At 46.9% G+C, this 24,782-nt stretch carries 26 protein-coding genes; 6 read left to right on the top strand and 20 right to left on the bottom strand.

Features of this window, described 5'->3' with window-relative positions:
• Window positions 1–677: 677 nt before the first annotated feature.
• The 10 genes from ACFO8Q_RS23690 to ACFO8Q_RS23645 form a co-directional block, all read right to left on the bottom strand.
• The gene (locus ACFO8Q_RS23690) at window positions 678–896 is read right to left on the bottom strand and encodes a class IIb bacteriocin, lactobin A/cerein 7B family (protein ID WP_380029809.1); all 219 of its coding nucleotides are present in this window, start codon (window positions 894–896) and stop codon (window positions 678–680) included.
• A 180-nt stretch (window positions 897–1,076) separates the two neighbouring features.
• Window positions 1,077–1,559 carry a GyrI-like domain-containing protein gene (locus ACFO8Q_RS23685; protein WP_380029807.1) on the bottom strand — a complete coding sequence of 161 codons (483 nt, stop codon included), beginning with the start codon at window positions 1,557–1,559 and terminating at the stop codon, window positions 1,077–1,079.
• A 321-nt stretch (window positions 1,560–1,880) separates the two neighbouring features.
• A complete protein-coding gene (locus tag ACFO8Q_RS23680) occupies window positions 1,881–2,534 on the bottom strand; it encodes a response regulator (RefSeq protein ID WP_380029805.1) in 654 nt (217 codons plus the stop codon).
• A 31-nt stretch (window positions 2,535–2,565) separates the two neighbouring features.
• Window positions 2,566–3,210 (bottom strand): ATP-binding protein, encoded by a 645-nt coding sequence (locus tag ACFO8Q_RS23675; protein WP_380029802.1) that lies wholly within the window; start codon window positions 3,208–3,210, stop codon window positions 2,566–2,568.
• Between the two features lie 769 nt (window positions 3,211–3,979).
• The gene (locus tag ACFO8Q_RS23670; protein WP_380029800.1) at window positions 3,980–4,945 is read right to left on the bottom strand and encodes an alpha/beta hydrolase family protein; all 966 of its coding nucleotides are present in this window, start codon (window positions 4,943–4,945) and stop codon (window positions 3,980–3,982) included.
• Between the two features lie 668 nt (window positions 4,946–5,613).
• On the bottom strand, window positions 5,614–5,703 hold the full coding sequence (locus tag ACFO8Q_RS23665; protein WP_380029828.1) for a hypothetical protein: 90 nt from the start codon (window positions 5,701–5,703) through the stop codon (window positions 5,614–5,616).
• Between the two features lie 49 nt (window positions 5,704–5,752).
• Window positions 5,753–7,186, bottom strand: a complete 1,434-nt coding sequence (locus ACFO8Q_RS23660; RefSeq protein WP_380029798.1) for an FAD-linked oxidase C-terminal domain-containing protein — start codon at window positions 7,184–7,186, stop codon at window positions 5,753–5,755.
• The gene (locus ACFO8Q_RS23655; protein WP_380029796.1) at window positions 7,183–8,577 is read right to left on the bottom strand and encodes a (Fe-S)-binding protein; all 1,395 of its coding nucleotides are present in this window, start codon (window positions 8,575–8,577) and stop codon (window positions 7,183–7,185) included. Before ACFO8Q_RS23655 ends, ACFO8Q_RS23660 begins: the two co-directional genes overlap by 4 nt.
• Before the next feature lies 1 nt (window position 8,578).
• Window positions 8,579–9,910, bottom strand: a complete 1,332-nt coding sequence (locus ACFO8Q_RS23650; protein ID WP_380029794.1) for an FAD-binding oxidoreductase — start codon at window positions 9,908–9,910, stop codon at window positions 8,579–8,581.
• A gap of 196 nt (window positions 9,911–10,106) precedes the next feature.
• Window positions 10,107–10,349 (bottom strand): hypothetical protein, encoded by a 243-nt coding sequence (locus tag ACFO8Q_RS23645; protein ID WP_380029792.1) that lies wholly within the window; start codon window positions 10,347–10,349, stop codon window positions 10,107–10,109.
• A gap of 170 nt (window positions 10,350–10,519) precedes the next feature.
• On the opposite strand from ACFO8Q_RS23645, the gene ACFO8Q_RS23640 reads away from it, so the two are divergent.
• The 4 genes from ACFO8Q_RS23640 to ACFO8Q_RS23625 are packed head-to-tail and all read left to right on the top strand — an operon-like array spanning window position 10,520 to window position 13,893.
• Window positions 10,520–10,777, top strand: a complete 258-nt coding sequence (locus ACFO8Q_RS23640; RefSeq protein WP_380029789.1) for a hypothetical protein — start codon at window positions 10,520–10,522, stop codon at window positions 10,775–10,777.
• Window positions 10,778–10,828: 51 nt separating this feature from the next.
• Window positions 10,829–12,049 carry an MFS transporter gene (locus ACFO8Q_RS23635; RefSeq protein ID WP_380029787.1) on the top strand — a complete coding sequence of 407 codons (1,221 nt, stop codon included), beginning with the start codon at window positions 10,829–10,831 and terminating at the stop codon, window positions 12,047–12,049.
• Window positions 12,050–13,006, top strand: coding sequence for a lysylphosphatidylglycerol synthase transmembrane domain-containing protein (locus tag ACFO8Q_RS23630; RefSeq protein ID WP_380029785.1), 957 nt, complete (start codon window positions 12,050–12,052; stop codon window positions 13,004–13,006).
• Window positions 13,003–13,893 carry a patatin-like phospholipase family protein gene (locus tag ACFO8Q_RS23625; RefSeq protein ID WP_380029783.1) on the top strand — a complete coding sequence of 297 codons (891 nt, stop codon included), beginning with the start codon at window positions 13,003–13,005 and terminating at the stop codon, window positions 13,891–13,893. Before ACFO8Q_RS23630 ends, ACFO8Q_RS23625 begins: the two co-directional genes overlap by 4 nt.
• Window positions 13,894–13,901: 8 nt before the next feature.
• Here the strand turns inward: ACFO8Q_RS23625 and ACFO8Q_RS23620 are convergent, their stop codons facing one another.
• Both ACFO8Q_RS23620 and ACFO8Q_RS23615 read right to left on the bottom strand, forming a co-directional pair.
• Complete coding sequence (locus tag ACFO8Q_RS23620) at window positions 13,902–14,918, bottom strand: aromatic acid exporter family protein (protein ID WP_380029781.1); 1,017 nt, start codon at window positions 14,916–14,918, stop codon at window positions 13,902–13,904.
• Window positions 14,919–14,977: 59 nt separating this feature from the next.
• A complete protein-coding gene (locus ACFO8Q_RS23615; RefSeq protein ID WP_380029779.1) occupies window positions 14,978–15,232 on the bottom strand; it encodes a DUF1292 domain-containing protein in 255 nt (84 codons plus the stop codon).
• 172 nt (window positions 15,233–15,404) lie between these two features.
• Between ACFO8Q_RS23615 and ACFO8Q_RS23610 the strand changes: the two genes are divergently transcribed.
• Complete coding sequence (locus ACFO8Q_RS23610) at window positions 15,405–16,676, top strand: S8 family peptidase (protein ID WP_380029826.1); 1,272 nt, start codon at window positions 15,405–15,407, stop codon at window positions 16,674–16,676.
• On the opposite strand, the gene ACFO8Q_RS23605 is transcribed toward ACFO8Q_RS23610, so the two are convergent.
• Genes ACFO8Q_RS23605 through ACFO8Q_RS23585 form a run of 5 tightly spaced genes read right to left on the bottom strand, consistent with a single transcriptional unit; the run spans window position 16,668 to window position 21,907 of the window.
• On the bottom strand, window positions 16,668–16,826 hold the full coding sequence (locus ACFO8Q_RS23605; RefSeq protein ID WP_380029777.1) for a hypothetical protein: 159 nt from the start codon (window positions 16,824–16,826) through the stop codon (window positions 16,668–16,670). The genes ACFO8Q_RS23610 and ACFO8Q_RS23605 overlap by 9 nt on opposite strands.
• Window positions 16,826–17,962 carry a GerAB/ArcD/ProY family transporter gene (locus ACFO8Q_RS23600; RefSeq protein ID WP_380029824.1) on the bottom strand — a complete coding sequence of 379 codons (1,137 nt, stop codon included), beginning with the start codon at window positions 17,960–17,962 and terminating at the stop codon, window positions 16,826–16,828. Before ACFO8Q_RS23600 ends, ACFO8Q_RS23605 begins: the two co-directional genes overlap by 1 nt.
• A gap of 26 nt (window positions 17,963–17,988) precedes the next feature.
• The gene (locus ACFO8Q_RS23595) at window positions 17,989–19,185 is read right to left on the bottom strand and encodes a Ger(x)C family spore germination protein (RefSeq protein ID WP_380029775.1); all 1,197 of its coding nucleotides are present in this window, start codon (window positions 19,183–19,185) and stop codon (window positions 17,989–17,991) included.
• On the bottom strand, window positions 19,172–20,269 hold the full coding sequence (locus tag ACFO8Q_RS23590; RefSeq protein WP_380029773.1) for a GerAB/ArcD/ProY family transporter: 1,098 nt from the start codon (window positions 20,267–20,269) through the stop codon (window positions 19,172–19,174). Before ACFO8Q_RS23590 ends, ACFO8Q_RS23595 begins: the two co-directional genes overlap by 14 nt.
• Before the next feature lie 51 nt (window positions 20,270–20,320).
• Window positions 20,321–21,907, bottom strand: a complete 1,587-nt coding sequence (locus ACFO8Q_RS23585; RefSeq protein ID WP_380029770.1) for a spore germination protein — start codon at window positions 21,905–21,907, stop codon at window positions 20,321–20,323.
• Between the two features lie 103 nt (window positions 21,908–22,010).
• Between ACFO8Q_RS23585 and ACFO8Q_RS23580 the strand changes: the two genes are divergently transcribed.
• Window positions 22,011–22,181, top strand: a complete 171-nt coding sequence (locus tag ACFO8Q_RS23580) for a hypothetical protein (protein ID WP_380029768.1) — start codon at window positions 22,011–22,013, stop codon at window positions 22,179–22,181.
• Between the two features lie 2 nt (window positions 22,182–22,183).
• Here the strand turns inward: ACFO8Q_RS23580 and ACFO8Q_RS23575 are convergent, their stop codons facing one another.
• From ACFO8Q_RS23575 to ACFO8Q_RS23565, 3 genes are read right to left on the bottom strand one after another with little or no spacing between them, the layout of a single operon-like run.
• Window positions 22,184–22,411: a hypothetical protein gene (locus ACFO8Q_RS23575; RefSeq protein WP_380029766.1), complete on the bottom strand. Its 228-nt coding sequence runs from the start codon at window positions 22,409–22,411 to the stop codon at window positions 22,184–22,186.
• Entirely contained in the window at window positions 22,408–23,667 is a 1,260-nt protein-coding gene (locus ACFO8Q_RS23570) for a Ger(x)C family spore germination protein (protein WP_380029764.1), read from the bottom strand. Before ACFO8Q_RS23570 ends, ACFO8Q_RS23575 begins: the two co-directional genes overlap by 4 nt.
• Complete coding sequence (locus ACFO8Q_RS23565) at window positions 23,664–24,767, bottom strand: GerAB/ArcD/ProY family transporter (RefSeq protein WP_380029762.1); 1,104 nt, start codon at window positions 24,765–24,767, stop codon at window positions 23,664–23,666. Before ACFO8Q_RS23565 ends, ACFO8Q_RS23570 begins: the two co-directional genes overlap by 4 nt.
• Window positions 24,768–24,782: the final 15 nt, after the last annotated feature.

Genomic DNA, 24,782 nt, shown 5'->3' with positions numbered 1-24,782 from the left:
AGCGTAAATCAAAGATTAGTCATCTCCTATTTTGAAAAAGTGCATTTCAAATTCTCCCCCGAATATAACAACTTGTTATTACCATCAAACGTACAGAAGGATTGTTTTAATGCGTCTTTGAGCTGTAGTAGGCATATCCAACTACAAAAGAAGTTAGTATGACGCTGATGGTTAAAGTAATAATACCGTGTTTAGCGAAAAATTCTGGGTAAAAAAGATCATATATTAATCCAGATACTCCTAAAAATATAAGTCCATAGATGGTTATCATTACCTTCCGTTTTTTTGTTTCAATATTTTTGAAGTTAATGACTCCAAACACCAAATAAATTACTCCCACAATAATTGTTATATAATAAAACAAAAATATTACCTCCAATTGTAATTAGATATTTATCAATCCATCTCTGCGAATTTTTTAATAAACGTATAAACAGCGCACGTAAATAACGTGCTCAAACATTCGCTTGTTTCATCACTTTCATGGCTGCTATGACTTCTTAAAAGCAGGGTTCTGGTTTTCTTCTTGGAGAATGTATTTTATGGCATCCGCCTGACACAGGCATGTTTTTATGTTACCTATAAGAATTATACATTTACCTCCAAAAGCCTTTTAGTTCCAGAAAATTCATCGAGGAAGAGATTTTATTCTCTTCCTCGATAAATTTTCTTAACTTTTAATGTGAATAAGCAACGTTAGAGCCATAAATGCCCGCCACAATCATAGCTGTTCCTACTCTACCTGCAGTCTGTCTTAAAGCAAAACCAAGTGCAGGGTTAGCAATACCGGCAGCTGCCACTCCTCCCCAAACAGCAACCCCGAGTGCTACCCGCCCCCAGTTCACAGCACCTCCATCAATCATTTGCATTTCCTCTTGATTCAATTCTTGCAACATTTCATACACTCCTTTTCAATTTTATCAATTAATTTATCCAATCAATAATACTCCCCTAGGATAAAAGCTCAAGTATTATTGATGTCGGATAAAATTAATCATTATATAAATAAATAATCATTAATTTAATATACATGTATTACGGTATTACATAAACAATAAACAGTTAATTCAATATCGTTATAGTATAGAAGGATTAACTCCAATATAAATATCGATTATTGGTTCATTACCTTGTAATGTATGTATATCATTTAAGTTCATATTGTAAGCCGGAGTAATTTGCTGTAATTTATTTTGTTGCAAAAAATCAGTCAATTCATTGTAAGTATTTTCTATTTGTAATGGATCACCAATATATCTCGCATAGACCGCATGAACTAAATGAAACAACGGTTTAAAAGTATATTCATGTGGCATATCAATTTGTTTATCAATTGGAATTAGGAATTCGATATCTAAAATTTGTTCTTGTTGATCATTCTCAACACCAAAGGTAGCAGTTATCATAGGACCATTTTTCTGTACGTTGTTCTGTTGAAGAAAATTAACAAACTTACCTAATTCCAAGTTAACCTCTGACTGTTTCATTTTCTTTCGAAACGAAGCAACATTTTCAAATCTAATGCTTTTACCTGTTTCAATTTGGATAGCATGGTTCACTTTTATCCCTCCAGAAACCACCTGATCTACTTTCAACTAACCACTACGGTTACGAGAACACGCAAGATAATTATGACGTATATATCAAATCGGATATTTTTCTGTAAAATAACCTTTTCTGACTCAATGATTGAATCATTGTATTGGAGATTGAAAGTTTTTTCGAGAAGTAAAAACGGATTGAGCCTTTGAGGCTGGTTTTTAGTCCACTCTTTTCATCACTTGAGTTCTCCAGATTTAGAAAAATTTCTAATATCGCAACCAATTTGATTCTACCGTTTAATTGGTAGATTCAGTAAGTACTATCTTTTTCTAGTACCTTCAAATTATTCCCATCTCCTTAGCTTTCTGCCCTACTTCCTTACTGCTTTTTTCTCCCAACTTCCGAAGTATATTACTTACATGGACTTTGACTGTCCTAATAGAAACAACCAATGTTTCTGCGATTTCTGCTTGCGTGTAGCCCTTGTAAATAAGGCCGATAATCATTCTTTCCGTGGGGGTAATCAGGGACTTGATCTGGTTCACTTTATATTCTTGCTCCAGATGCTTTAACCTGGTAAATTCCGTGCGAATTCTTTCGGCGACACAGGGACGAATCGGAGAACGATTGTGGTATGCCGCCCGAATAGCCTCCGGAATCTCTTCAAAATTGGTTTTGATTATGTAATCGATAGCACCAGCCCTGAATGAATCAAAAATAATTCGATCTTCCTCCATTGAAGTAAGCATGATTACTTTTGATTCGCACGACTGATGAATTTGCTTCGCTGCCTCAAGTCCATCAAAACGATTCCCCAAAAGGATATCCATAAGAACAACATCCACATCCAACTGTTTAGCTAATTCTATTGCCTCTTTCCAACTGACGGTTTGTCCCACGACTCTAATATCTTCCTGTGTCGTGAGAAAATGGGACAATCCCCGCAGCCACACCGGGTCATCTTCAACCAACAAAACATTGATCTGTCCCATTAGCAAGACCTCCTTAAGCTTCAGTCCACTTTCATTTCGGCAATTTGATAAAGACCGTCGTTCCTTGATTTTCTTTACTGAGAATTTCGATTGATCCTCTGTGCATCCTGATAACGTTATAACAATATGACAGACCCAAGCCAAAATTCCGACTGGAATCTCCTTTCGTCGTGAAAAAGGGATCAAATATACGAGGCAAATTTTCTTTCGAGATGCCTACCCCAGTGTCTTTGATTTCCACTACAACGTTCTTCTTGCTTTCCAAGACCCGGATGGTTAACTTTCCTCGATAGGACATTGCCTCGAGAGCGTTCGATAGAATATTGTAGAAAACTTCTTCAATTTGGTCCTCATCACAGAGTAACAGAGCGCTTGATCCATAATCCCTTACTACACGTATTTCTGTAAGAAACGGTCCTAGAGTACGCAAACACCGTTCTAAGATTTCAATTAAATTGATCATGTCCAAATACAAGGTTCTCTCTTTGATTTGTTCCTGAATCCGATTCAATAAAGAATAAATATGCTGTTGGGCATTCAGGATCACCTGTATGTCTTCCGTCAATTCTTGTTGTGAGCAATCGACCGCAAAACGTTTAATCTTATCAGAAAACAGCTTGATTTTTCCGAGGTCATTTTTTAGTGCGTGATTTAACATGGCAGTGCCCGATGTCATCGTTTGCATCTTATGAGTCAGTTGCTGCCTTTGAAAGGAAAGTTGAATTCCCAAAAATCCATGTCGAATAATCGACACAAGAAAAATGACAAAAGAAAATACAATAATCCACGTATTATATCTCCACTGATCTTCTACTCCGAGGCTTCGCAGGATAAAATTTGTCATTAATCCAAAAAGAATGGGCGGTATAAACACGAGATTGGTATAAAATCTGTTTCGTTTGAGAAACGGGTTTGTTTCTTTAAAGAATGAGTACATCAATAAATACACACCGAGCAATATATACGGAGCAACCCATAAAGTGGCGGTTGCGTAAGGTATCTTCAAATTCGGATAAAATGGATTAAGTAAAAACATAAAGAAGATGGGGAAAAGAAGACTCCAAGAAAGCAGTTTCTTCCGGTTTTTGATAAACAGTTCTGAATAGCTTACGGCAAACATTAAAAACGTGTAGGGTGTAAAATGTAGGGTGTAAAATAATGAGATATAAAGGAAAATGAAATCGCTGCAAAATTGAGAAGGTTATCGATTGGCAAGTTGTAGAATAACGCTTTCAAATAAGGACGAATCGTTTCATCGATAACTACAGAAAGACCTCCGGCTCCTCCGCAAAAGGCTGTTACACTCGCCCATCGAGTCGATTCTCTTTTTGGATCGCTGTAAAGTAAGATCGCCCCGCTCGTCCACAAACACAAAAAAAGAATGAACATGTATTCTTTCCCCTTACCCGCTTATCAGTGAATCTTCTATTCACCGATCCTTTCTTTCACAAACCGTGTGACATCTTCCGCAATTTTCCTTCGATACAACACAATCCCCGAATGTCCACAGGATATAAAAATCGTTTCGGATGATTCCAAGCCGTCCACAATGCCTCCGAGTCTTCCTTCCGGATATATTGATCGTGAATTCCTGAAATAAGTAAGATGTTCTCTTTTTTTACTTTTGGCTGCCAACAGCTTGGTTCCAATACTGACCAGCATTTTTTTAGTTGCTCATATGTAAATCCATGTTGTTCGAAATCCTTCTTGGTATACTTCCCAATTGGTGTCTTCCACACTTCGTACGATAAACTGTTCGCATACATCACCGATACAAGAACATCAATCTCTTCTTCCACTGCAGCTGAAAGGTTCGCGATCAATCCCCCCAAGCTTACCCCAATTAAAATCACTTTACCGCCGTAGTTTTTCTTAAGCCATTTAATGAGCGCACGGATTTCGATAACAGCTTGTCTTACGGACGCCACCGAACGGCCGACATTTGCACTGATCATATATTCCCCGCTGTAAAGTCCTCCCGAAGTCCGTTCAAAGTGATAAGGCAAATGAACAAAATACATGTTATTCCCCAACTTCATAAAGCGCTTCAGAAAGATGTTTTTTATTCGGTCCAAATTGTCCATTCTCCAACCATGTACAAAAATCACATGAACAGGTTCCTCTTCTGTTTCCTTCATGTAATAACTTCCGCTTGCGATGTTATTTGACGGATCTTCCGACTTGATTTCACTTTCAAAAAAATATCGGCCTACCCGGTACTCAAGGTTTTGGGAATCCAATTGCAATGTAACGTCAGGTAAACGAGGGAATGAGTAAAAATCTTCCGTTCTCTCAATATCCACCCATACTTGCTTTTCGCCCCCCTCATAAAACTGGGAGGTTCTACTTTTCTTCAAATGAAGCAGAAACAGCCCCATTTGATCTATTAATTTAGCTGTGTATTTGTCCATCTTTCCCCACCTATCTTGTGCACCAGTTCATTTATGTAGCTAAAATCCGTTAATGTCGCTTACAAATTATCAACCCTCTTTATAAAAGAGAAGAATGGGGTACAATCCATATAAATTTAAAGCAGTTTTTTAGTCTAATAATTTCATAAATGAACATGCAATGCCCAGAAAAATGATTAACTCGATGGTAACCAAACAACAAATCACTACGCCTTGGTTACAGAAACAATTCCAATTCAGGTAAATTGTATATAAATTCTTACATAACATTACAAATTTTTCAAGATAAAAGTTCCGCAAAAAACCCACGATCAACCGACCGTGGGTCAACTTCAATTTTTCACTTACTTACAAAAACCTGCGATGCGACTTCTTCCCGTCGAACGTAAACAGTACCGGCCGGTTTTCCAATACGGTCTCGATATGGACCGGGTGCTGTTCAGTCCTTCAAGAAGGCCGTTTTTCATCTTGGTTTGAAACCATCTGAGGATCCCTCTCTCATGTTTCCGGATTGTCTATGCGACATCTGCCATGGGCTGTAATCGACTACGGTTGGCCCGCTGAATCCATTCCGCAAGGGATAGATCAGCCAAGAGCATGGACACGCTCCAAAAGTCCTACAACGCCAGCTTCAATCGGTATACTTTGCCAGTCTTAAGATTCATGTCCTACAATCGCATCAAGTTCTCCCGATGGGGTTCTGACAGTTTGTCAGCATTGCCCAGCCACAAGTACTTGCTTTTTTTGAGCTCGGGTATTCCCCGTTGTTCTTCTCGCCGGACTTGATCTACCGCTTCGTTGACCAGGTCAATGAGAGTGAGCCACCGCCACAGCTTTCTTCACTTCCGCACAGCGGGCCGGCTTCGGAAAGATTTTATCCGGGTTGCACAGGTTATCCGGGTTGAAGACACGCATGATTGCAACCTGTGCATCGAGTTCTTCCCGCGTAAAAATTTTCGTCATGTCATTTTGCTTTTCAATGCCGATTCCGTGCTCCCCTGTAATACTGCCGCCAACATCCGCACATGCCTGGAGAACCTCGGAACCAACTTGAACAGCCAGCTCCGTTTCACCCGGAATGCGTGAATCGAATAAAATCAGCGGGTGCAGATTGCCATCCCCCGCGTGAAACACGTTCGCGATTCGCAGGCCCGATCGTTCACTAATCTCCGCAATTCTCTGAAGCACCTCCGGCAAACGGCTGCGCGGAATCACTCCATCCTGCACGAGGTAGTCGGGAGACAGATTGCCCATGGCTCCAAAAGCGGTCTTCCGGTTCGACCACCACAGGGTTCGCTCCTGTTCATTCCGGGCTACCCGCACTTCCCGCACGTTATACCCTTTACAGATCTCCACAATCTGATGGGCCGTTTCTTCCATTCCCGCTGTCAGCCCATCCAGCTCAATAATCAATACGGCTGCCAGATCTTTCGGATATCCCACTACGTACGTTCCCTTTTCAACGCCTTCAATCGCCAGTGTATCCATCATCTCAAGCGCACCGGGAATGATTCCGTTCGCGATGATGGCGGAAACGGTTTGACTGGCATCATCGACCGAATCGTACAAGGCAAGGATCGTTTTAACCCCTTGCGGTTTTTTCAGGATGCGGACAAAAATCTTTGTTACGATCCCCATTGTTCCTTCCGATCCTACAACCAGTCCTGTCAGATCGTAACCGGGCATATCGGGAACTGTTCCACCCAGTGTTACGACTTCTCCATCCGGCAATACCATCTCGACACCCAACACATGATTGCTTGTGACTCCATATTTAAGGCAGTGGGGTCCTCCGGCGTTCTCCCCAACGTTCCCTCCAATTGTGCATGACATCCCGCTTGAGGGATCCGGTGCGTAATAGTAGCCTTCATGTGCAATCGCTTTCGTCAGCCGCAAATTGACGTGGCCGGGTTCCACCACAGCAATCCGGTTTTTGAAATCCACCTCCAAAAGCCGATTCATCTTCACCAGACTGATAATGACCTCACCGCCAATCGGGATCGCCCCGCCTGACAGTCCTGTACCGGCTCCGCGTGGGAGAAAAGGGATTCGCTCCCGATGAAGCAGTTTCACTACAGACGCCACCTGTTCCGAATTATTCGGAAAGACAACCGCCCGGGGCCGGCTTTTGTGGATTGTAAATCCGTCACATTCATAGGCGAGTAGGTCATCCGGTTTGTGGAGGACAGATTGTTGGCCCACTATCTTTTGCAGTTCCGCAATTAAACGCTCCTGTTTCATGCCCCTTCCCTCCCGCGAACCAGCTCGGGTTTCGGACTTTCTTCCCGTTTGACTTGATGAGCAAGATCCGTTTCCGCTTGGTATGCTTGGTCGAGCAGGGAAACGGTGTGTACGACTTCCATTTCGGCCCCCGTGCGAAGGACTCCGACGGAGATTTGCATCATACAGCCGGGATTCCCCATTGCAACGCAGGAGACTCCGTCCGGCAGGTCAGCCATTTTTCGCTCCAAGAGAGGACCGGCAATTTCCGGGTGAGTCAAATTATAAATTCCGGCCGAACCGCAGCAGCGGTCCGATTCCCGCATCTCGATCAATTCCACTCCGGGTATGGAACGCAGGATCTCTCTTGGCTGGGACCGTATTTTTTGAGCATGGGCAAGGTGGCACGCGTCGTGATACGTTACTTTGACATCAAGGCGGCCTTTCGGCACTTCATACCCCACTTCCACAAGAAATTCGGAAATATCGCGGATCCTGGCCGCAAACAATTCCGCCTTGTGAACATAATCCGGATCAGAATGAAGCAGTTCCGGATATTCTTTAACGGCAGCCCCGCATCCTGCCGCATTCATAATAATGTAGTCAACGTTAGCCTCAAGAAAAGTATCAATATTGCGGCGAGCCATCTCCTTGGCTGTTTCCCGTTCCCCCGCATGAACCTGCAGGGCACCGCAGCAGCCTTGCGCTTCCGGGATCACCACGTCGAACCCATTTCGGGCAATCACACGTGCGGTGGCCATGTTGATGTCCGCATACAAAACATCCATCACACAGCCGAGGATCAAACCGACTGTTCCCCGTTTGACTCCAACAGCGGGAAGTACGGTCGGAAGTGCTTCACGGGATGTTTTCACTGGGACTTCCGGCATCGCCGCCTCCATCTCCTGAAGATGCTGCGGCAGGAGTTTCATGATGCCGGTGCCGCGAGCCAATTTTTGCAGCCCTGACTTCTGATAGAATCGAGTCAGTTTGCCAAGTTTCCGCAGACGGTGAGGAAAAGGAAAGATTTGTTTTAAAAAGGTGTTGCTGATCATCCCTTTCATTCCGGTCAACGGTTCCGCTTGGCGAATTTGTCCGCGAGCCTCTTCGATCAATGCCCCGACCTGAACTCCTGAAGGGCATGCGGTTTCACAGGCCCGGCAATCCAGGCAGCGAAAGACGGGATCGACAAAAGATTCATTTATGTCCAAGCGGCCTTCCGCAACCGCCTTGATCAGATAAACACGTCCCCGCGGGGATTGCGCTTCATTTCCCGTCTCCTGATAGGTAGGACACGCATCCAGGCACAATCCGCAATGGACGCACACCGAGAACTTATCCGGGTCCGGCGGGTCTGGCCATTTATAGTTCGACTTCGTTAACATTTCTGCCAGTTGCCCCTGCTTATCCATCTCAGATCCCCCCTACAAATCGTCCGGGACTTAGAATTCCGTTCGGATCGACCGTTTGCTTGATTCCTTTCATTAAAGAAAGCCCACCGCGAACCGTTCCCCAAACTCCCAAATCCTGCTTCAGGTTGGGGGATGCATGTTCGATCACCAAATATCCGCCGTTTGCTTCGGCCAACTCGCGCAAAACCGAAGTTGTTTGGTGAAGCCTGGTTGCTGCTTGCGGTGCTTCCATCTCGTTATCTTTCAATTGAATACGGAGTGTCGCGGTTCCCAAACTTGCCGAATATTGAATTTCCACGCCGCGGGAGGAGGCCTCCTTTTCATACAAGTCAAGGAGTACCGTCATCCGAGGAATTGGAAATCCGGCTCTAACGGACAGTACTTCAGGATCGGTCTGTCCCCATTTGCTCCGATACTCCAACCAGAATTGTTCCACCTCATCGTTGACCAAGGTTGTGAAGACAATACCACGGCTGACTTGTTCAGCCATCTCAAGAATTCGATCCGCTTGGTATTTGGCGGCACTTTCCACCTCATCCGAACCAACCGCCAAATGGTAAGAGACTGTCCCACCTTCAGTTGTCCGGATCAGTTCCAATGCGCTGGGAACACATTCCGATGCGAGAATCCGTTCGGCCAACTCAATCAGTTCACCGGGACGAGCACTCGCAGCAAGGATCAGCTCCCGATGTTTCGGGTAAGGCCGGAGTTTCAGTGTGACTTCCGTAATGAATGCCAATGTCCCTTGGGAACCCACAAACAGCTTATTCATGTCATAGCCTGCAACATTCTTCACCACTTTACCGCCGCTCCGAATCACTTCACCGTTTGGGTATACCACCCGCAGGCCAATCACGATGTCCCGCCAAGACCCGTATAATACACGCTCCGGTCCGTTTGCGGCAGTTGCAACAAGCCCGCCTATCGTTGAGCCCGACAACGTGGGAGGTGTAACGGGCACGAATTGACCGGAAAGCTTCAGAAACTCCTGCACCTCCGAAAAAGGGGTGCCCGCTCTCACGGTCATTGTCAGGTCGCCTGCGGAATGTTCAACGATACCGGCAAGTCTTTGGGAAGACAAAAGAATGTCCGCATGTCGCGGCATCGCTCCGATATGCAGTTGCTGCCCATTGCCAATTGGAATCACGGATAACCCGTGCATGTTGGCATATTTAAGAACCGCAGAAACCTCCTGTTCGCTACCGGGTTTAACCAATAACAAATCCGCGTCTGGAACTCCCAGTTTGTTCAACAGCTCCTCCGGGCACTCTGAAACAAACTCTCCACCAATCAAATCTTGCAGCTCTGCCCTGGTCTGCAGGAAATCTTTCACACAATCTCCCCCTTGTACAACGAAAAGAAGGCGCTTACATAATGCCGGTCACTGATCTGCCAAAGAGATCGGATCACCGGGTGATTACACCTTTTAAAAATATTATAAATTATCTAGTAAATTATGACCAGAAGCTTTTTGGTCATCGGCATGAAAAAAGACCTGTTCCCGAAAGAACAAGTCTCGGTTTCGATCATTAGCGAAACAGTTCGATCAATCCAAGCACCAAAATGACAACTCCCAGCAGGAGAGACACCCGACTAAAAGTGCGGGCAATTTTATTCATTTGGATCCGCTCGTCTCTCATATCCAAATATCCTGTTCCGATCAGGAAGATTGCAATGGCAATACTCCACAGGGCACCTTGCAGTTTACCTGTGAAAGCAAGCCCTAACACAATCACAATATAAATCAACAATCCAATCCGCGCCATCTTCATCCTGATAACCTTCCTTTGTTCATTCTCTCTTACATCCCGACAGTCATGTCCGCACCTATAAATTTAGACTATATCCCGCTTGGGAGCAATAACCACCATGCGGCTTATTTGTATAGGCAGCTAATTTTCAGGGGATATTGAAGCCAACGTTACAAAAGGAGGGCAAACACATGAGTTTACTCGATATTCTAAATATTTGCAAAATTCCTGGTGATGAAAGCAACCTGGGGAGTGACGTTAAAACACACGATGGCCAAACACGGATGGTTGAAGATCCCTCCTTATCTGAATGGTTGACAGAAAAAAGCTTCCTCTATACCCCCGTAAAACAAAACCACTTCCCCCCACTGAAGTGGTTTTTGTTTGCCCGAAAAAAAATTTCCGTCCACATCCACTTTGCTGTTGTTTTTCACAAACTTTTTAGCTAATACTGGGGTAGTAAGAAATCATTGTCCGTTTTATACAAGGAGGTTTCTCCAATGAGTACATTAGCTGCGGATGCTCCAACCTATCGCAAGCTGTTGTTTATTGCAGGAATAGGTTGGCTGTTTGACGCGATGGATGTGGGATTGGCTTCATTCATTTTCGCCGCTCTTTCAAAGGACTGGAAATTGACCACTGAACAAATTTCTTGGTTAGGCAGCATTAATGGAATCGGAATGGCGATTGGCGCCCTGCTGGCCGGGGTGTTGGCCGATCGGATTGGCCGAAAACCTGTTTTTATCTTCACACTGCTCGTGTTCAGCATCGCCAGCGGCCTTTCCGCCTTGGCCACAACGTTCGCGGTTCTCGCCCTGCTTCGTTTTTTCATCGGTGTTGGACTTGGCGGTGAACTTCCCGTTGCCTCCACACTGGTTTCTGAAAGTGTACCCGCAAAGGAACGGGGCCGCACCGTAGTCCTGCTTGAGAGTTTTTGGGCGGTCGGCTGGATTCTGGCGGCCGTTGTCGGATACTTTCTGATTCCTGCGTACGGGTGGAAAGGCGCTTTTTTGATCGGCGCGATTCCGGCACTCTATGCGGTCTATCTCCGCTGGAACCTGCCCGATTCCCCCCGCCTGCAAGCTCCTGCCGGAAAGGAAAAAGAGAAACGGTCTGTATTTCGAAATATCGCAGCTGTCTGGTCGCGTGAATATGCCCGTCCAACCTTGATGTTATGGATCCTGTGGTTTTGCGTGGTGTTCTCTTACTATGGAATTTTCCTTTGGCTGCCAACGGTCATGCACTTAAAAGGGTATGCTCTCATTAAAAGCTTCGAATATGTATTGATCATGACTCTTGCTCAGCTCCCAGGGTATTTTAGTGCCGCTTGGCTGATTGAGCGTTATGGCCGCAAGTTTGTGCTCGTCAGCTATCTTGTAATGACAGCCGTTAGTTCATACGCTTTTGGATATGCGGAATCGACTGCCGGTCTGATCATTTCGGGCCTCTTCCTGTCCTTCTTTAATCTTGGGGCTTGGGGAGCTCTTTATGCTTACACGCCGGAACAATATCCGACTTCGTTTCGTACGACCGGGGCCGGAATGGCGGCTGCGTTTGGCCGAATCGGCGGTATCTTGGGTCCTCTGGTGATTGGGTACCTTGCAGCGGCGAAAGTCTCGTTTCCCGTAATCTTTAGCGTCTTCTTTACAGTAACACTCATCGGTGCGCTTGCTGTTTTACTTCTCGGGCGCGAAACACGGGCACAGGAATTGGTGGACTAGTTGAGGTATCTGATTTTTTTGTTGACTGTTGGGTTGCTCGGGTGGTTTATATACACCCGACAGGAGGATTTGCTGCAAATGCCCGGCTATCTCCAACGGGTGGGATTTGGTTCAGCTGCCGCTCTGTTGTCTCTTGAATTTCTGTTCCTGCTGCTGGTTGCACAGTCGAACCGGCTTGTGTACCGGTCGATTGGCGTACGAAACCGACTGTTTGATCAGCTGCAGCTGCTCTTAGCTGCGGGAACCATTGAGAGGCTCCTGCCAAGCGCCGGGGCAGCCGGCATGGGTTCTTATGTCTGGCTGGCCCGCAGGCGCGGCATCGATGTCTCTGACTCGGTGAAGATGACAGCGACCACCTTCGTGCTGGGATATGCACAGATTGTTCCGCTGCTGCTGATTCCCATTTTTTATATGGACACATTTCATTTGCCACCGGAGCAGTCGAAACTTTTAATTGGCATTTCGGCGGGATTTGTGATTCTTGTTATCGGATTGGCGGCATGGATCGGCTCCAAGGAAATGAATTCCCGCATAGAAAAATGGGCTTGGCTTTCCCGCTTCCCCCGCGTTCTCGCAGGGATTGGCCCGATCCATGACCATGTGCGCCTGAGTTGGCGGAGGCGCAGGAAATTGGTTGCTCCGCTTCTTTTCTTGTGGGCTCTGTATCCCGTTCGGATTGCAATGCTGTGGGTGTGTTTTCGAGCGTTTGATTCAACAGTCTCGCTGCCGCTGATCTTGACGGGCTACAGCGTTACGATTCTTATTTCGTTCTTGACGTTTCTGCCTACCACACTTGGCGTCTTTGAGCTGACGATGGTGGGAACGCTCTCTGCACTTGGGGTAGCTACCGATCTTGCAACCGCCGTTACGGTGTTGTATCGTCTAGTGACCTATTGGAGTCCGATTCCGTTTGGACTGTTATCATGGTGGAATCTGCAAAGGAGGTCTGGAGCTTGAACAGAAGACCCGATTCAGGTTTCAACGGTTACGAAGATCCGATTGGCACTGAAAAGGCAGGACTTGCTATAGCAGGCGGCGGTGTTTCCGGTTCTGCGGCAATTGGAGTGATTCAGGCGTTAGAAGAAGCAGGGATCACGATCAGTCATATTGCCGGCAGCAGTTCAGGGGCTATGGTTGCTGCTCTTTATGCGTATGGATATTCGGTGGACGGGATGAAACAAGTGATGCCCCGTTTCACCAAAAGGCACCTTGATTATGATTGGAAAGCGATCCTGGCTCGGTTTCTTCTGCGTCGTCCGCATTTGGACGGATGGATCAAAGGAACCCGTTTGCAATCCCTCATCGGTGAATTAACCGAATGGAAGAATGTGTCCGCATTTCGAATTCCTTGCGGAATCGTCGCCACAGACCTTAGACAGGGAAAACCGCTCATCTTTTCGAAAGATCCTGTTCCAGGGTTTCCGTTCGAGTCAGATATCACAATTGCACAAGCGGTTCAAGCGAGTTGTTCCATTCCGGTGATTTTTCAACCCGTGAGATGGAAACAATACATTCTTTCTGACGGGGGCGTGTCTATCAACTGCCCGGTACGGGTGGTGAAGGCTTTGGGCGCAGAGCGCGTAATTGCCGTCGATACCGTGACCGCTTTTGCCAATAGCGATGTGGGACAACTGCGGTCCGGCCTTTCCATTTTTGCACATGTAATTAATTTGAACCTGCGAGATCAAATGGCCCGGGAGCACGAATGGGCCGACCTTTCTCTCCACCCCCATGTCGGTTATGTGGGTGCCCTCGATTTCCACAAAGTGCAGCAGTGTGTAGAAGCCGGCTATCTATATACCAAACAACGGATTGATCAGGTGAAGAAGGTCCTTGTCAAATGACAAGGACCTTATCTCCGTTCGCTCCGTATTCGCTTCAAATCCTCATAGTACTCTTTCAGTTCCTCGTAGAAATGGTACAGCGCCGCCCTCGAAACAAACTCCAGGCGGTTTTTGGGAAGTTCCATCTCTCTGAATACTTGATCCAGAAATTGAATCGCTTGATCCGCCAGCTGAAAATGTACCGTCTTGCCGCGAAACACCCGTAATTGAATCCGCATCAGCACATCCATGAACCGTTGGATGTGCGGGATCGCCTCCACCCAAACGCCTACCTTGTCCAACGCCTTATTAAGAATCAGGATATGGGATGCCAACAGCTCCATTTGCTGCAGTGTCTGGATCGCCTGCTTGGCTTCGATTCCTTTGCGGTTATAAATCCATTGGTCTTCAAAAATCAGCTCCGCATAGTGACGGGCCTCCTGCATGTACTTGCGGACATCTTGTACCTGTTTGCCATACTCTTCCTCTGACAACCCTTGTTCGAGATGAGTCAAGTTATTGTACATCAGGTAGATCAAGCCCCGCAGCATTCCCTCTGATCGTTCAATCAGTTCTTCCAGCTTTTGTTCATAACGCGGGACTGCAACAAGATTCACAACTATAGAGCAGCCGATTCCGATCAGAACGATCGAAACTTGCTTTAGGGCGTGCACGAAAAGCTCCCCCTGAAAGGTAGAAAAAGAATTGATGCCCGTGACTAACGACAGCAGGATTGTATTCCGCCATCCTAATTTCAGGTGGACGGCAAACAAAGCGTACACCAGCAATGCCCCGAACAAAGGGTGAGTTCCAAACTGCAGCGCGACCAAGTTTCCGCCCAGAGTACCGATCAGGGCAGAGACCACCTGATATTTTGCCAATCCAAAGGAACGGGCCATTGACTTTTGCGTTGCCAACACCGCAACCAGCGCGGCATACGTATACCCGGTAAAATCAAGTAAAGAAGCAAAATACAAAGCCAATCCGGCTGCAATCGATGTTTTTGCCACACGGGCTCCCAAAAACAGTTTCATCAAATGTGTCATCAAATCACCCAGTAAGGCTTTTCGACACGTTGAGAAGAAATCCTTGCGATCAACTTGTTTTATTCTGCCGGCGCCGCATCTACAGCAATCTGATACGCATCAAAAATCGCTGCCTGTTCCTCCGGATCCGTGATTCCGACCAGATACTGCTCATCACCCTCCCCTTCGACCCGCATCAAGATCGTTTCGTCCTCAGCCGACAAAAGAGCATAAACATTCTCGTCCATGTCGAACAGCGCCTCGATTGCATACTGTTTTTCACGTCCCTCTGCGTCCTCAATTGTTACGTAATCCCTCACATCGTTTTCCGCCATATGGATCACCTCACTGAAAGTCTACAGCGATACGTTGCCCCGAAACCGGACGAATTATAGCTACCGTCCATTTTTCGATTTGTTGGGACCCCCATCCAATCAATTCCCTGCATCTCCTCGTACACTAGTAGAAAGTTTGAAAGAGGTGATATTTTTGCTCACTCTGCATTGGATGCTTAAACACAGCGGAAAGATGGACACACACCTGAAAAGAGCCCTGGTTCATTCTTACCGTCCGCTTCGAAAAACCCCCTGTTTCTTGCAAAGGTTCACACGATGGCTGTTGGACCGGACTAAAAAATTATCCGTTATTATTCAATTCGACGACCAAGTGACCACGGCAACGGCCGCCGCTTTGAATGAACATGCGAAATCACACCGGTTAAAGGTTACCCGACACCATCCCATGATCCAATCTGTCACAGCCAAAGTATCGATATCACGTTTAAAGTGCTTGTGCGATAGTGAGGCAGTGAAGGGGATTTATCTGGATAGGGAAGTTCATGCCGTTCTTGACAGCGCAACCCCTTCAATTGGTTCTTCAGCTGCACAACAATCCGGATTAACCGGAAAAGGCGTAACGATTGGGGTCATTGATACCGGAATTTATCCGCACCCCGACCTGACTCAACCCCGAAACCGAATCATCGCTTTCAAAGATTTTGTAAACAACCGTACAGAACCTTATGACGACAACGGGCACGGGACACATGTGGCCGGCGATGCCGCCGGAAACGGGCTGAAGTCGCAAGGAAAATACAGAGGATCTGCTCCGGAAGCCGACTTGGTGGGAGTGAAGGTTCTGAACAAGCAGGGATCGGGTCAACTGTCCAGCGTGATTGCGGGGATTGAATGGTGTGTGGTGAATTGCCACCTGTTTGGAATTCGTATCATCTCCCTGTCACTCGGTTCAACCGCCACAACTGCCAGCAAAGATGATCCTGTTTGTCAAGCGGTGGAGAAAGCATGGAAGGCTGGTTTGGTCGTCGTGGTTGCCGCCGGAAACGAGGGGCCCGCTTCCGGGACAATTGCATCTCCCGGCATCAGCCCATCGGTTATTACGGTTGGGGCGGCTGATGACCACAATACAGTCTCCCAATCGGATGATACGGCAGCCAACTTTTCCAGCCGGGGTCCGACAATTGAAGGCCTTACGAAACCCGACATCCTGGCACCTGGTGTTGCGATCACATCTTTACGGTCTCCCCGTTCCTTCTTGGATAAATCAAATTCCGGAGCCCGGGTCGGCGACTGGTATTTCACCCTTTCCGGAACCAGCATGGCAACGCCGATCGTATCCGGAGCCATCGCCCAAATTCTGGAACAGAAGCCGAACTTGACACCGGATCAGGTAAAAGCCCTCTTGAAAGAACATGCAGTAGATCTCGGATTAGATCCAAACACACAGGGCAGCGGAGAAGTGAACGTTAATTTTTTACAGTAGCATCGAATAAGCAAACAAAGAAGCACCGGACAAATGCAGGAGCATAAAGATCTTCTCTACCTTGTCACAACGCTTCCACCACCAAAAAATCGTTGCAAACCCGAGGACGGTCTCAAAGAACAGGGAATAGGCAACGATCGTATTCAGCATTATGCAGCCTCCTCTGACGAAGCCTCTGCCGGAAATCGGTTCTTTCCCGACTCTCCCAAATTTCGCAGTTTTGCAATGAGAAAGAGCACGGCGGGAACTGTTCCTATATAAAAAATCCCGACATTTACAATAGTTTTTCCCATCGCAAACGCATCTTGAAGATTTTCCGGAGTTAACGCAATCCAAACAACCAATGGGGTCAGGATTAATACAGCAGTTCGGATCTTTACCCGATAGAGCTTCTCGATCCCATAGGAAGCTACAAACAATCCAATCGCAATCGTTGAAAAAATCGACATGATCCACACCGTCAGAAAAGCAGAATCCAACCGCTCGACAAAACCGCCTGGAATCTCGATTTCCTTTGCCATCTCCGTTACCGGAAACACAACACTCGGCAATGTCAAATGACCGAATGCCGCAATACCCAACAAAATGATCAGCGTGTTCATCCCTTTAACGATAACAATGGAAGTGATCCCTGCCTTTAACCCCTCCCGGGGGTTTTTCATAAGAGGGCCAAAGATCATAATCATTTCAAATCCCAGAGCTGCAAGCACAGTTATGGGAAGGCCCTTTAATACAGGGAGCATTCCTTGTCCCATGATCGGTTCGATCTTCTTCAACTCCACCGCAGAATAAAGCAAAGCCATTAAAAGCAGAATTACAGTCATAATGACAGGAAAAAATATCTCCTGTATGCGGACGACGGAGGTCATGCCGCCGTACAATAAGTAAATAACCGGCATCAAAACAAGTAAAACAATGATCTCCAACGGAGTATCAGACAATAAGTAATAACGTACAACTTCTCCCAATACCCTGGTCTCATTCGCAACGAAAAAGACAAGATATGCCGCATAGCCCGTAGTCAACAGATATCCCGGTATCTTTCCAATAATCAGCTGCGTGAATTCGAAGAATCCTTGTCTGACAAACATTCGGGCGACAAGCGCGGCAACAGCAACTGCAATCACACCCAAAGCCAGATCCAGAAGAGATGAGATCCATCCGTCCGGGGTTCCGGTTGCGGCCGTAACGTCACGGGGAACTGTGAGAAGACGAACCCCTATCATCATCGAGGCGACTGTAATAATTGCCTGAGTTGAAGTGAGGCCTTTTTCTGTTCTTTTCAGATCCCATCCCTCCTTTCAATGCCACTCTACTCTTTTCCTTTAAGTTTCGAAATGGTACCCGGGAAACGAATCACCACTTGCACGTCAACATCGACTTTTGCATCACGAAAATAATTCTTTCCGTGATCCCAGTCATTTTTGACCTTTTCCCACACTTTTGGCTCTTTGCGAGCCAAAGTGCTTCCCAATCCAGCCACATCCGCCTTGAGCTCAGTTTGCAGTTTTTTGATGACATCTGTAATCGATTGTTGAATGTCTTTCTCAACAGCCTTCTCTACTTCACTGATGAATTTTTTATCCAATGTATCGCGATTCTCCCAACTCTCGCCAAGAGACCCTTCGGATTCCACCTGAATATGAAAATAAAACTTTCCTTTCTCCACTTTCGGTTCGATCTTGGTATTGGCGGTTCGAATCTCATAAACCACCCGTTCACCGGACGGAAGAACAGTCTCCGTAATCCCTCCTTTCAGATCGCCCGTGATCCACATCAGCGCTTCCGTATCTTCTTCATCGAGCCATCCCACCAATTTGTTGTTATGCCCATGGATAACAGCTCCCCCGGCCATTTTCAATTCTTTCTCATTGAAAGCCACCCGCTGTACGACAAAACTTGTTTTGCTGATGATCTTCTCTGAGAGATCTCCGATTGCAAGCTCACTTGGCATTCGCGCGGTTTTCTTGGTGTTCTCCGTCAAGGATTCCAAGTATTCGCTGGTCATCCGTTCCTGTTTCGGCATGACATCCAATGCCTTCCTCGCTTCCCCCTTCACAACAATCACCTTCATCCGGCGGCGCATCTCATGGTCACGCAGCAAAAAATCGATCACCCGGTTCAAATACCCCGAGCGTGCCACTTCCTCTCCGATCAGCACCAACTTGACATGTTCAAAAAAGAGGGACCGGCTGCTTCGTGTAGCCATGATTCTGACAGTTTCAAACAGCGTGTCTCCTTCTGTTGTCATGTTCACGTACGGCTTCCCCCCCTGTTCTCCGCCACCTCCTTCCCTCCCGCCTGCTCCAGTCTGAATTTTTGCAGGAACGGCAATCTGATAGGTGAGGGCCAGGCTTATCTTCTGCTCTTCCTCCTGTTTGGGAATCATATCGATTCCGATCGCCATGACAAATCCTCTTTGTTCTATTTCCACCCGGTCCCAGCAACCGGTAAGCAGCGAAACAGTCAGAAGAGCGGTTATCAGAAGTGAACACCTACTTTTCCGCATATGTTCCAAGCCTCCGTATTCTTGCAATCAACAGCAAGAGAATCGGAACTGCTCCTGCGAAGAAAATCCCGATGTTTGACAAGAATGCTCCAAATGCAAACACGTCAATCAGCCCTTTGGGTGACATCGTAACGATGTATGAAACGGGTAGAATTGCATAGGAGAACCATCTCTGATCGCGATTGAACAGTTGTCCAAGGATCAGACTGGCCAAGAAGTGCATGATCGATAAGGTGGTAAATATAGCCATGATCCAGATGGTCAGAAAGAGAGACTCCAGCCGCTCGACAAATCCTCCAGGAATCTCAATCCCTTTCACCATTTCCAGTGTAGGCCAGATCAGCGTGACCAAAGTTTCAGCCCCGAATGTTCCTATTCCAAGAAAAACATTTACCGTGTAGATGACGCAAACGATCGCGACCGCCATAATGCCCATCAGGACAGCTTTCTCCGGTTTCTCCAGATACGCGGAAAAAACCAGCAGAATATCAAATCCCAGATAAGAAAGTGTTGCCTGAGGTATTCCCTTCGCCAGAGGGGAAAAACCTTTTGACAATATGGGCTGTACATTCTTCATTTCAAAGTTTTGAACGGACAACAGAAAAACGGTAAGAATTACCACCACCATTATGGGCAGAAATAGTTGATTGATACGCACTACAGAGCCAAGTCCGCCTGTCACAAGATAGACGGAGGAAAAAAACGCCATTACTATCAAAACTTCCTTGGGGGTCTTGTCCATCAGGTATTGCCTGACTACTTCCCCCAGCACACGCACCTCAAATGCAAGAAACATAATGAAATAACAGGAATAAAGAAAACCAAGGAGCCATCCTAAATGTTTTCCCGCAATTTCCTGGCTGTAGTGAAGAAAATGCTGTCTCGGGAACACAGCGCTTAATTTTCCAATCGCTGCTACCGGGATGGTGGTTAGCAATCCTGCCAGAATAACAGCTATCCATCCATCCGGTGTCCCCACAGCATCCGTAACACCTCTTGGGAGTGTCAGAATACCGACACCCATCATCATGGAAACCAACAGCACAAGCAATTGAATCGGGCTTATTCGATAAAGCCCCTGCATAGAAACATCCCCCTTCGTCGATGTGGCAGAGGTCATATTTCATTCACGATGTTACGCCATTCGTTCTTCGTCCTCCACATCAATACTTGCAGGCCGTTTTTTGAACAAGGCAAGAGGAAAACGAAGAACGAGATCCTTCCAGTCTGTAAACTTATACGGAGCAAACGGTGCTGAATAGACGGTTCCGAAGCTCTGCAAGCGAACAATATGAACATTCAGGAATATATACGCAATGATGATCCCATACAGCCCAAGCATAGCGGCCGAGATCATAAAGCCGAATCGCAGGATTCGAAATGTGATTGCCACACTGTAAGATGGAATGGAAAAAGATGAGATAGCTCCAAGTGCTACAATAATCACCATAATTGGACTGACGATTCCGGCGGCAACCGCTGCCTCCCCGATGACCAGGCCGCCGACAATTCCGACAGTCGGTCCGATGGGTTTTGGCAGGCGAAGACCCGCTTCCCGCAGGATCTCAAGTGTCGCTTCCAAAAGGAATGCCTCAATGGCAGCCGGAAACGGAACGCCTTCCCTGGATGCCGCAATGGACAGAGCCAATTTTGACGGAATCAGCCCTGGGTGAAACGAAACCAATGCAATATACAAGGCAGGAAGGAACACAGAGATAAAAGCCGTTGAATAGCGAAGGAGCCGAATGAGTGAGCCGATGATCCATCGATCGTAATAATCTTCCGGGGCCTGCAAAAGCTGGGCAAACGTAACGGGAACAAGCAATGCGAATGGTGACCCGTCAAGCATGATGGCAACCCGCCCCTGCAGAATTGCCGATGCAACCTTGTCGGGCCTTTCGGTAACCTGCGCCTGTGGAAAAGGAGAGAGAAAGTTATCCTCGATCAACTGTTCAATGAATCCGCTATCCGGTGCTTCGTCAATATCGATCGCCGATAACCGTTGTTTTACTTCAGTAACCAATTCCTCGTTGGCAATTCCCTTTATGTATGCAATCACCAGTTCGCTTTTCCCTCGACGGCCAACATAAAAAGGTTCGAAAGCGAGATTCGGATCCCGCACACGCCTTCGTATCAATGCCATATTGATCCGTAACACTTCAATAAAACTGTCAAACGGCCCCCGAACACTGATTTCGGTCAAAGGCGCCTCAACATTTCGGGACGGTATTTTGCGTGTTCCGATGATTAGAAACTCAGAACTTCCATCCACCAGTACAACGGTATCCCCGGACAAGACGAAAAGAGACAACTCGTCCAAAGTTTTCCCTGTCCGTGCCTCCCCGGCTGTAATCGTATTTCGCTGTAAATACACGGTCAGTTGTTTTAAAGGCGGGATTTGGTTATTTTGGATCTCAGGCGATTCCAAAACAAGCGATCGGAGAATTTCAGCCTGAATGGTCTGCTTGTCCACCAGGTTGTCCACGAATACTATCGCACCCGGCAGTTTCATACTTCCGATGACAATTTCCCGGATGACAACATCAGGGCTATGTCCAATTGCCCGTTTGAGAATTGTCAGGTTTTCCTGCAAATCGGAGGTCAGTTCGATGGAATACTCAGATGATCCATTTCCGGATGCGCTATTTTGTGCCGATGGCGGATTCGAATTTGATTTCTTGCGGTTCTTTTTGGAAAAAGAACTGACAGGACTTCGCTGCATTGGAATACCCCCTCATCTCAAACAGTTTTGCCAACTTTATGTATGCAAAAACTTCGAATCGAGAATTCTAAAAACAAAATTTCAAAAATTGTGAGGAACCCGCATGTTGAAAGCAATCAGCGGCATGCTTCCTTCATTGGACGTATGGATTGGTGCAGCCGCCAGCCTTGTGATTCCCCTTCTGTTCACTTGGGTAACGCGCACCCTTTATCAATGGGGAAGTCCGCCTTGGATAAAAAAGCAGCAACAAAAGCAAAAAAGACCACCAAAATAAACTCATTCTTCAAGCAGTTTTCCCAGAGGTTTATAAATAGTGTCAATCAACTGAGTCGGTCCCGGCATGTCCGGGAAAAAAAGGAGCAGGACGGCGAGCAGCCATCCAATAGCCGTCAATGTCACAAAAGCGGCTTTCTCCTTTTTCTGGTTCTGATTCATTTTCGGCCATTCGTACAGAGCCATGAGTCCCGCTACTACAGTGACACCGAATACAAATCCCCATTTCACTTTTCCTCCACCTCTTCCTCTTTCTTTTTGATCTCTTTCTCTTTCTTTTTCACTTCTTTTTCCGGTACGGCCGGCGGTACGGTGGATAACCCGGGTCTGCGTATAAAGGCCTTCGCTAGAACCTTCACTTCCACATTGGGAAATATCTTGTCCCAACGATCTTTCGCTGTTTCCCACTGTTCCGGGTATTTGCGGTGAAAAGCCTCCGCAAAACCGAGGATGTCCGCCTTCATCCCTTTCTGAACCTCATTCAGGGCCATCCTGATACGATATTCAAGGTCCTTTTCCGCTTCTTGTTCCACTATTTTCACAACGATCGGATTCATCGGATTCAGGGAGGTTGTGTTTTCCGCAAAATCGTCTTCGGTCACAGCCTTGACTGTCATTTTCCATTTTCCATTCTCGATCTGCGGGATGAGCTCCGTTTTGGCACGAAGCATCTCCAGTGAAACACGCCCTTCTCCCTCTTTTGGCTCAACCGTGACCGTAGCTCTTCTGATCTCGTTTCTCAGCCACAGAACCCCTCTTGTCACCTCATCATTGATATATCCGACCATTTTATCCTTCTTGAAAACAGCCGTACCGTTAAGGCGGACAGTCGTTTTGTCTTTCTCTTCCCCCTGTCTTGGGGCAACTTCTTCCAACCAGGGGAGGGCAGCCGCGCCCGACTCGCCCCTTAACGCCTCTAACAGCTCTTTGACGGTTACCTCCATCCCGAACCGGAATTCAGCCAGTTCCCGCATCTGTTCCGCCGAGTATCGTTCGAGAGAGGGAAGAACTACCAAAAGATCTGCCGCCTTTCCCTTGCCGACAAATACACTCATTCGCAGACGAGGTTCCGGTTGTCGTGCAATGAAGTCTACGTGTTCACGAATGCCTTCTTTCGCCAACTGTTCACCAAGGATGAGGACCTTCGTGTGTCCCCAGAAGATCTTTCGCGGGATCTTTTCCTGGAGCTTTGCCGTTGCATCAGAAATCGTGACACCAGTTTGCGATCTCACCACAGTTGGTTTCTCTCCCCCCCCACCGCCTCCGCCGCCTCCCAATCCTCCCTGCCCGCCGCCCATGGCTCTCGGAATGATCATTTGGATCGAAACTTCGATCTTGTCATCTTTTTTGTCAATCGCTACCGCAGACACCAGCAATACATCGTTCAATTCCCTTCTGTCCCAGCAACCGGCAAGCGGCAGAATCAAAGCACAAAGTGATACGGTCAGGAGTAATCGTGTTATTTTCCTTAAAAAAAAGGTGTTCATCTTTTTTGTCCCCCCTTTCGGTTCCCGTCTCGTATGAGAGCAATCAGTACTAACAACAAAGGAATTCCCGTTTGCACGGATGTCAGGTAAAAAGAAGAGGAAGTTGCCAGAAAATGAGCCAGTTCCTGCAGGTTGGGACCTGACCAAATACTGAACACCGCCAAAAGGAAACCGATCGGCAACACGATCGGGCGGTAATCGGACAGATTCAACCATTGCGCGGTGCCAAGAACCAGAGCATAATAGAACACCGAGATCTTGACAAACGTTCCCGCTATCCAAATCGCCATCACAATTGAATCAAGATGTTCAAGAAATGCTGCAATGCTAATGTACCCCGCAACTTCCATCACCGGGTAGGTCAAAGTTGCCGTAATTCCCCCGAACACAAAAAGGGTGGCCATATTTGTAACAAGCATAGTCAGCATTACAGCAAGCACTGAGATCATTCCCCATTTCATTCCTTTTTCCCGGTCAGTCAAAAAAGGCAGCAGAAAAGAGATCAGAATGAATTCACTGAACCAGCTCTGCGGTGTAACCGCTCCCTTGACGGATGGCATGATTCCTTTTGCCATGACCGGAAACATATTCTTCCCTTTTACCTCAGGAATGAGCAGGACAATGATAAACGTCAGGAGGAGAATGGTAATCGGCACGAACATCTGGGCGGCCCTTCCCAAAACTTCCACCCCTCCGCGTACAGCGAAGGCACAGACCAGTAACATGCTTGCGATGATCACAATCATCGGGGTTCTGACAAGAAATTTTCCTGTGATAAATTCCGCATATTCCCGAACGACGATGCCGTTGGCGTGCAGATAAAAGAACAAATACACCAACCCGATTCCCTTGCCTGGAATCCTGCCGACAATGCGCTCGCTGTATTGGACGATCGTCTCCTTCGGGTAGAGATTGTTCAACCGATACGCAAGATAGACCGTAAGAAACCCGATGAGGGAAGCCCAAATCGGCGACAGCCACATATCACGCTCCGCGTGCTTCGCCGTAATGGCCGGCAACAAAAGAAGCGCTGTTGCCACTATTGTCGGATGCATCATGATTCCCATCTGAAACGCGGAGATTCTGCCTTTCTCGAGCATGCTTCCCTCACCTCT

Origin of the sequence: Effusibacillus consociatus (genome assembly GCF_042652925.1) — a bacterium.
GTDB lineage: Bacteria > Bacillota > Bacilli > Tumebacillales > Effusibacillaceae > Effusibacillus > Effusibacillus consociatus.
Note: the sequence above shows the minus strand (reverse complement) of the source record. Positions and strands in the feature narration are given on the sequence as shown.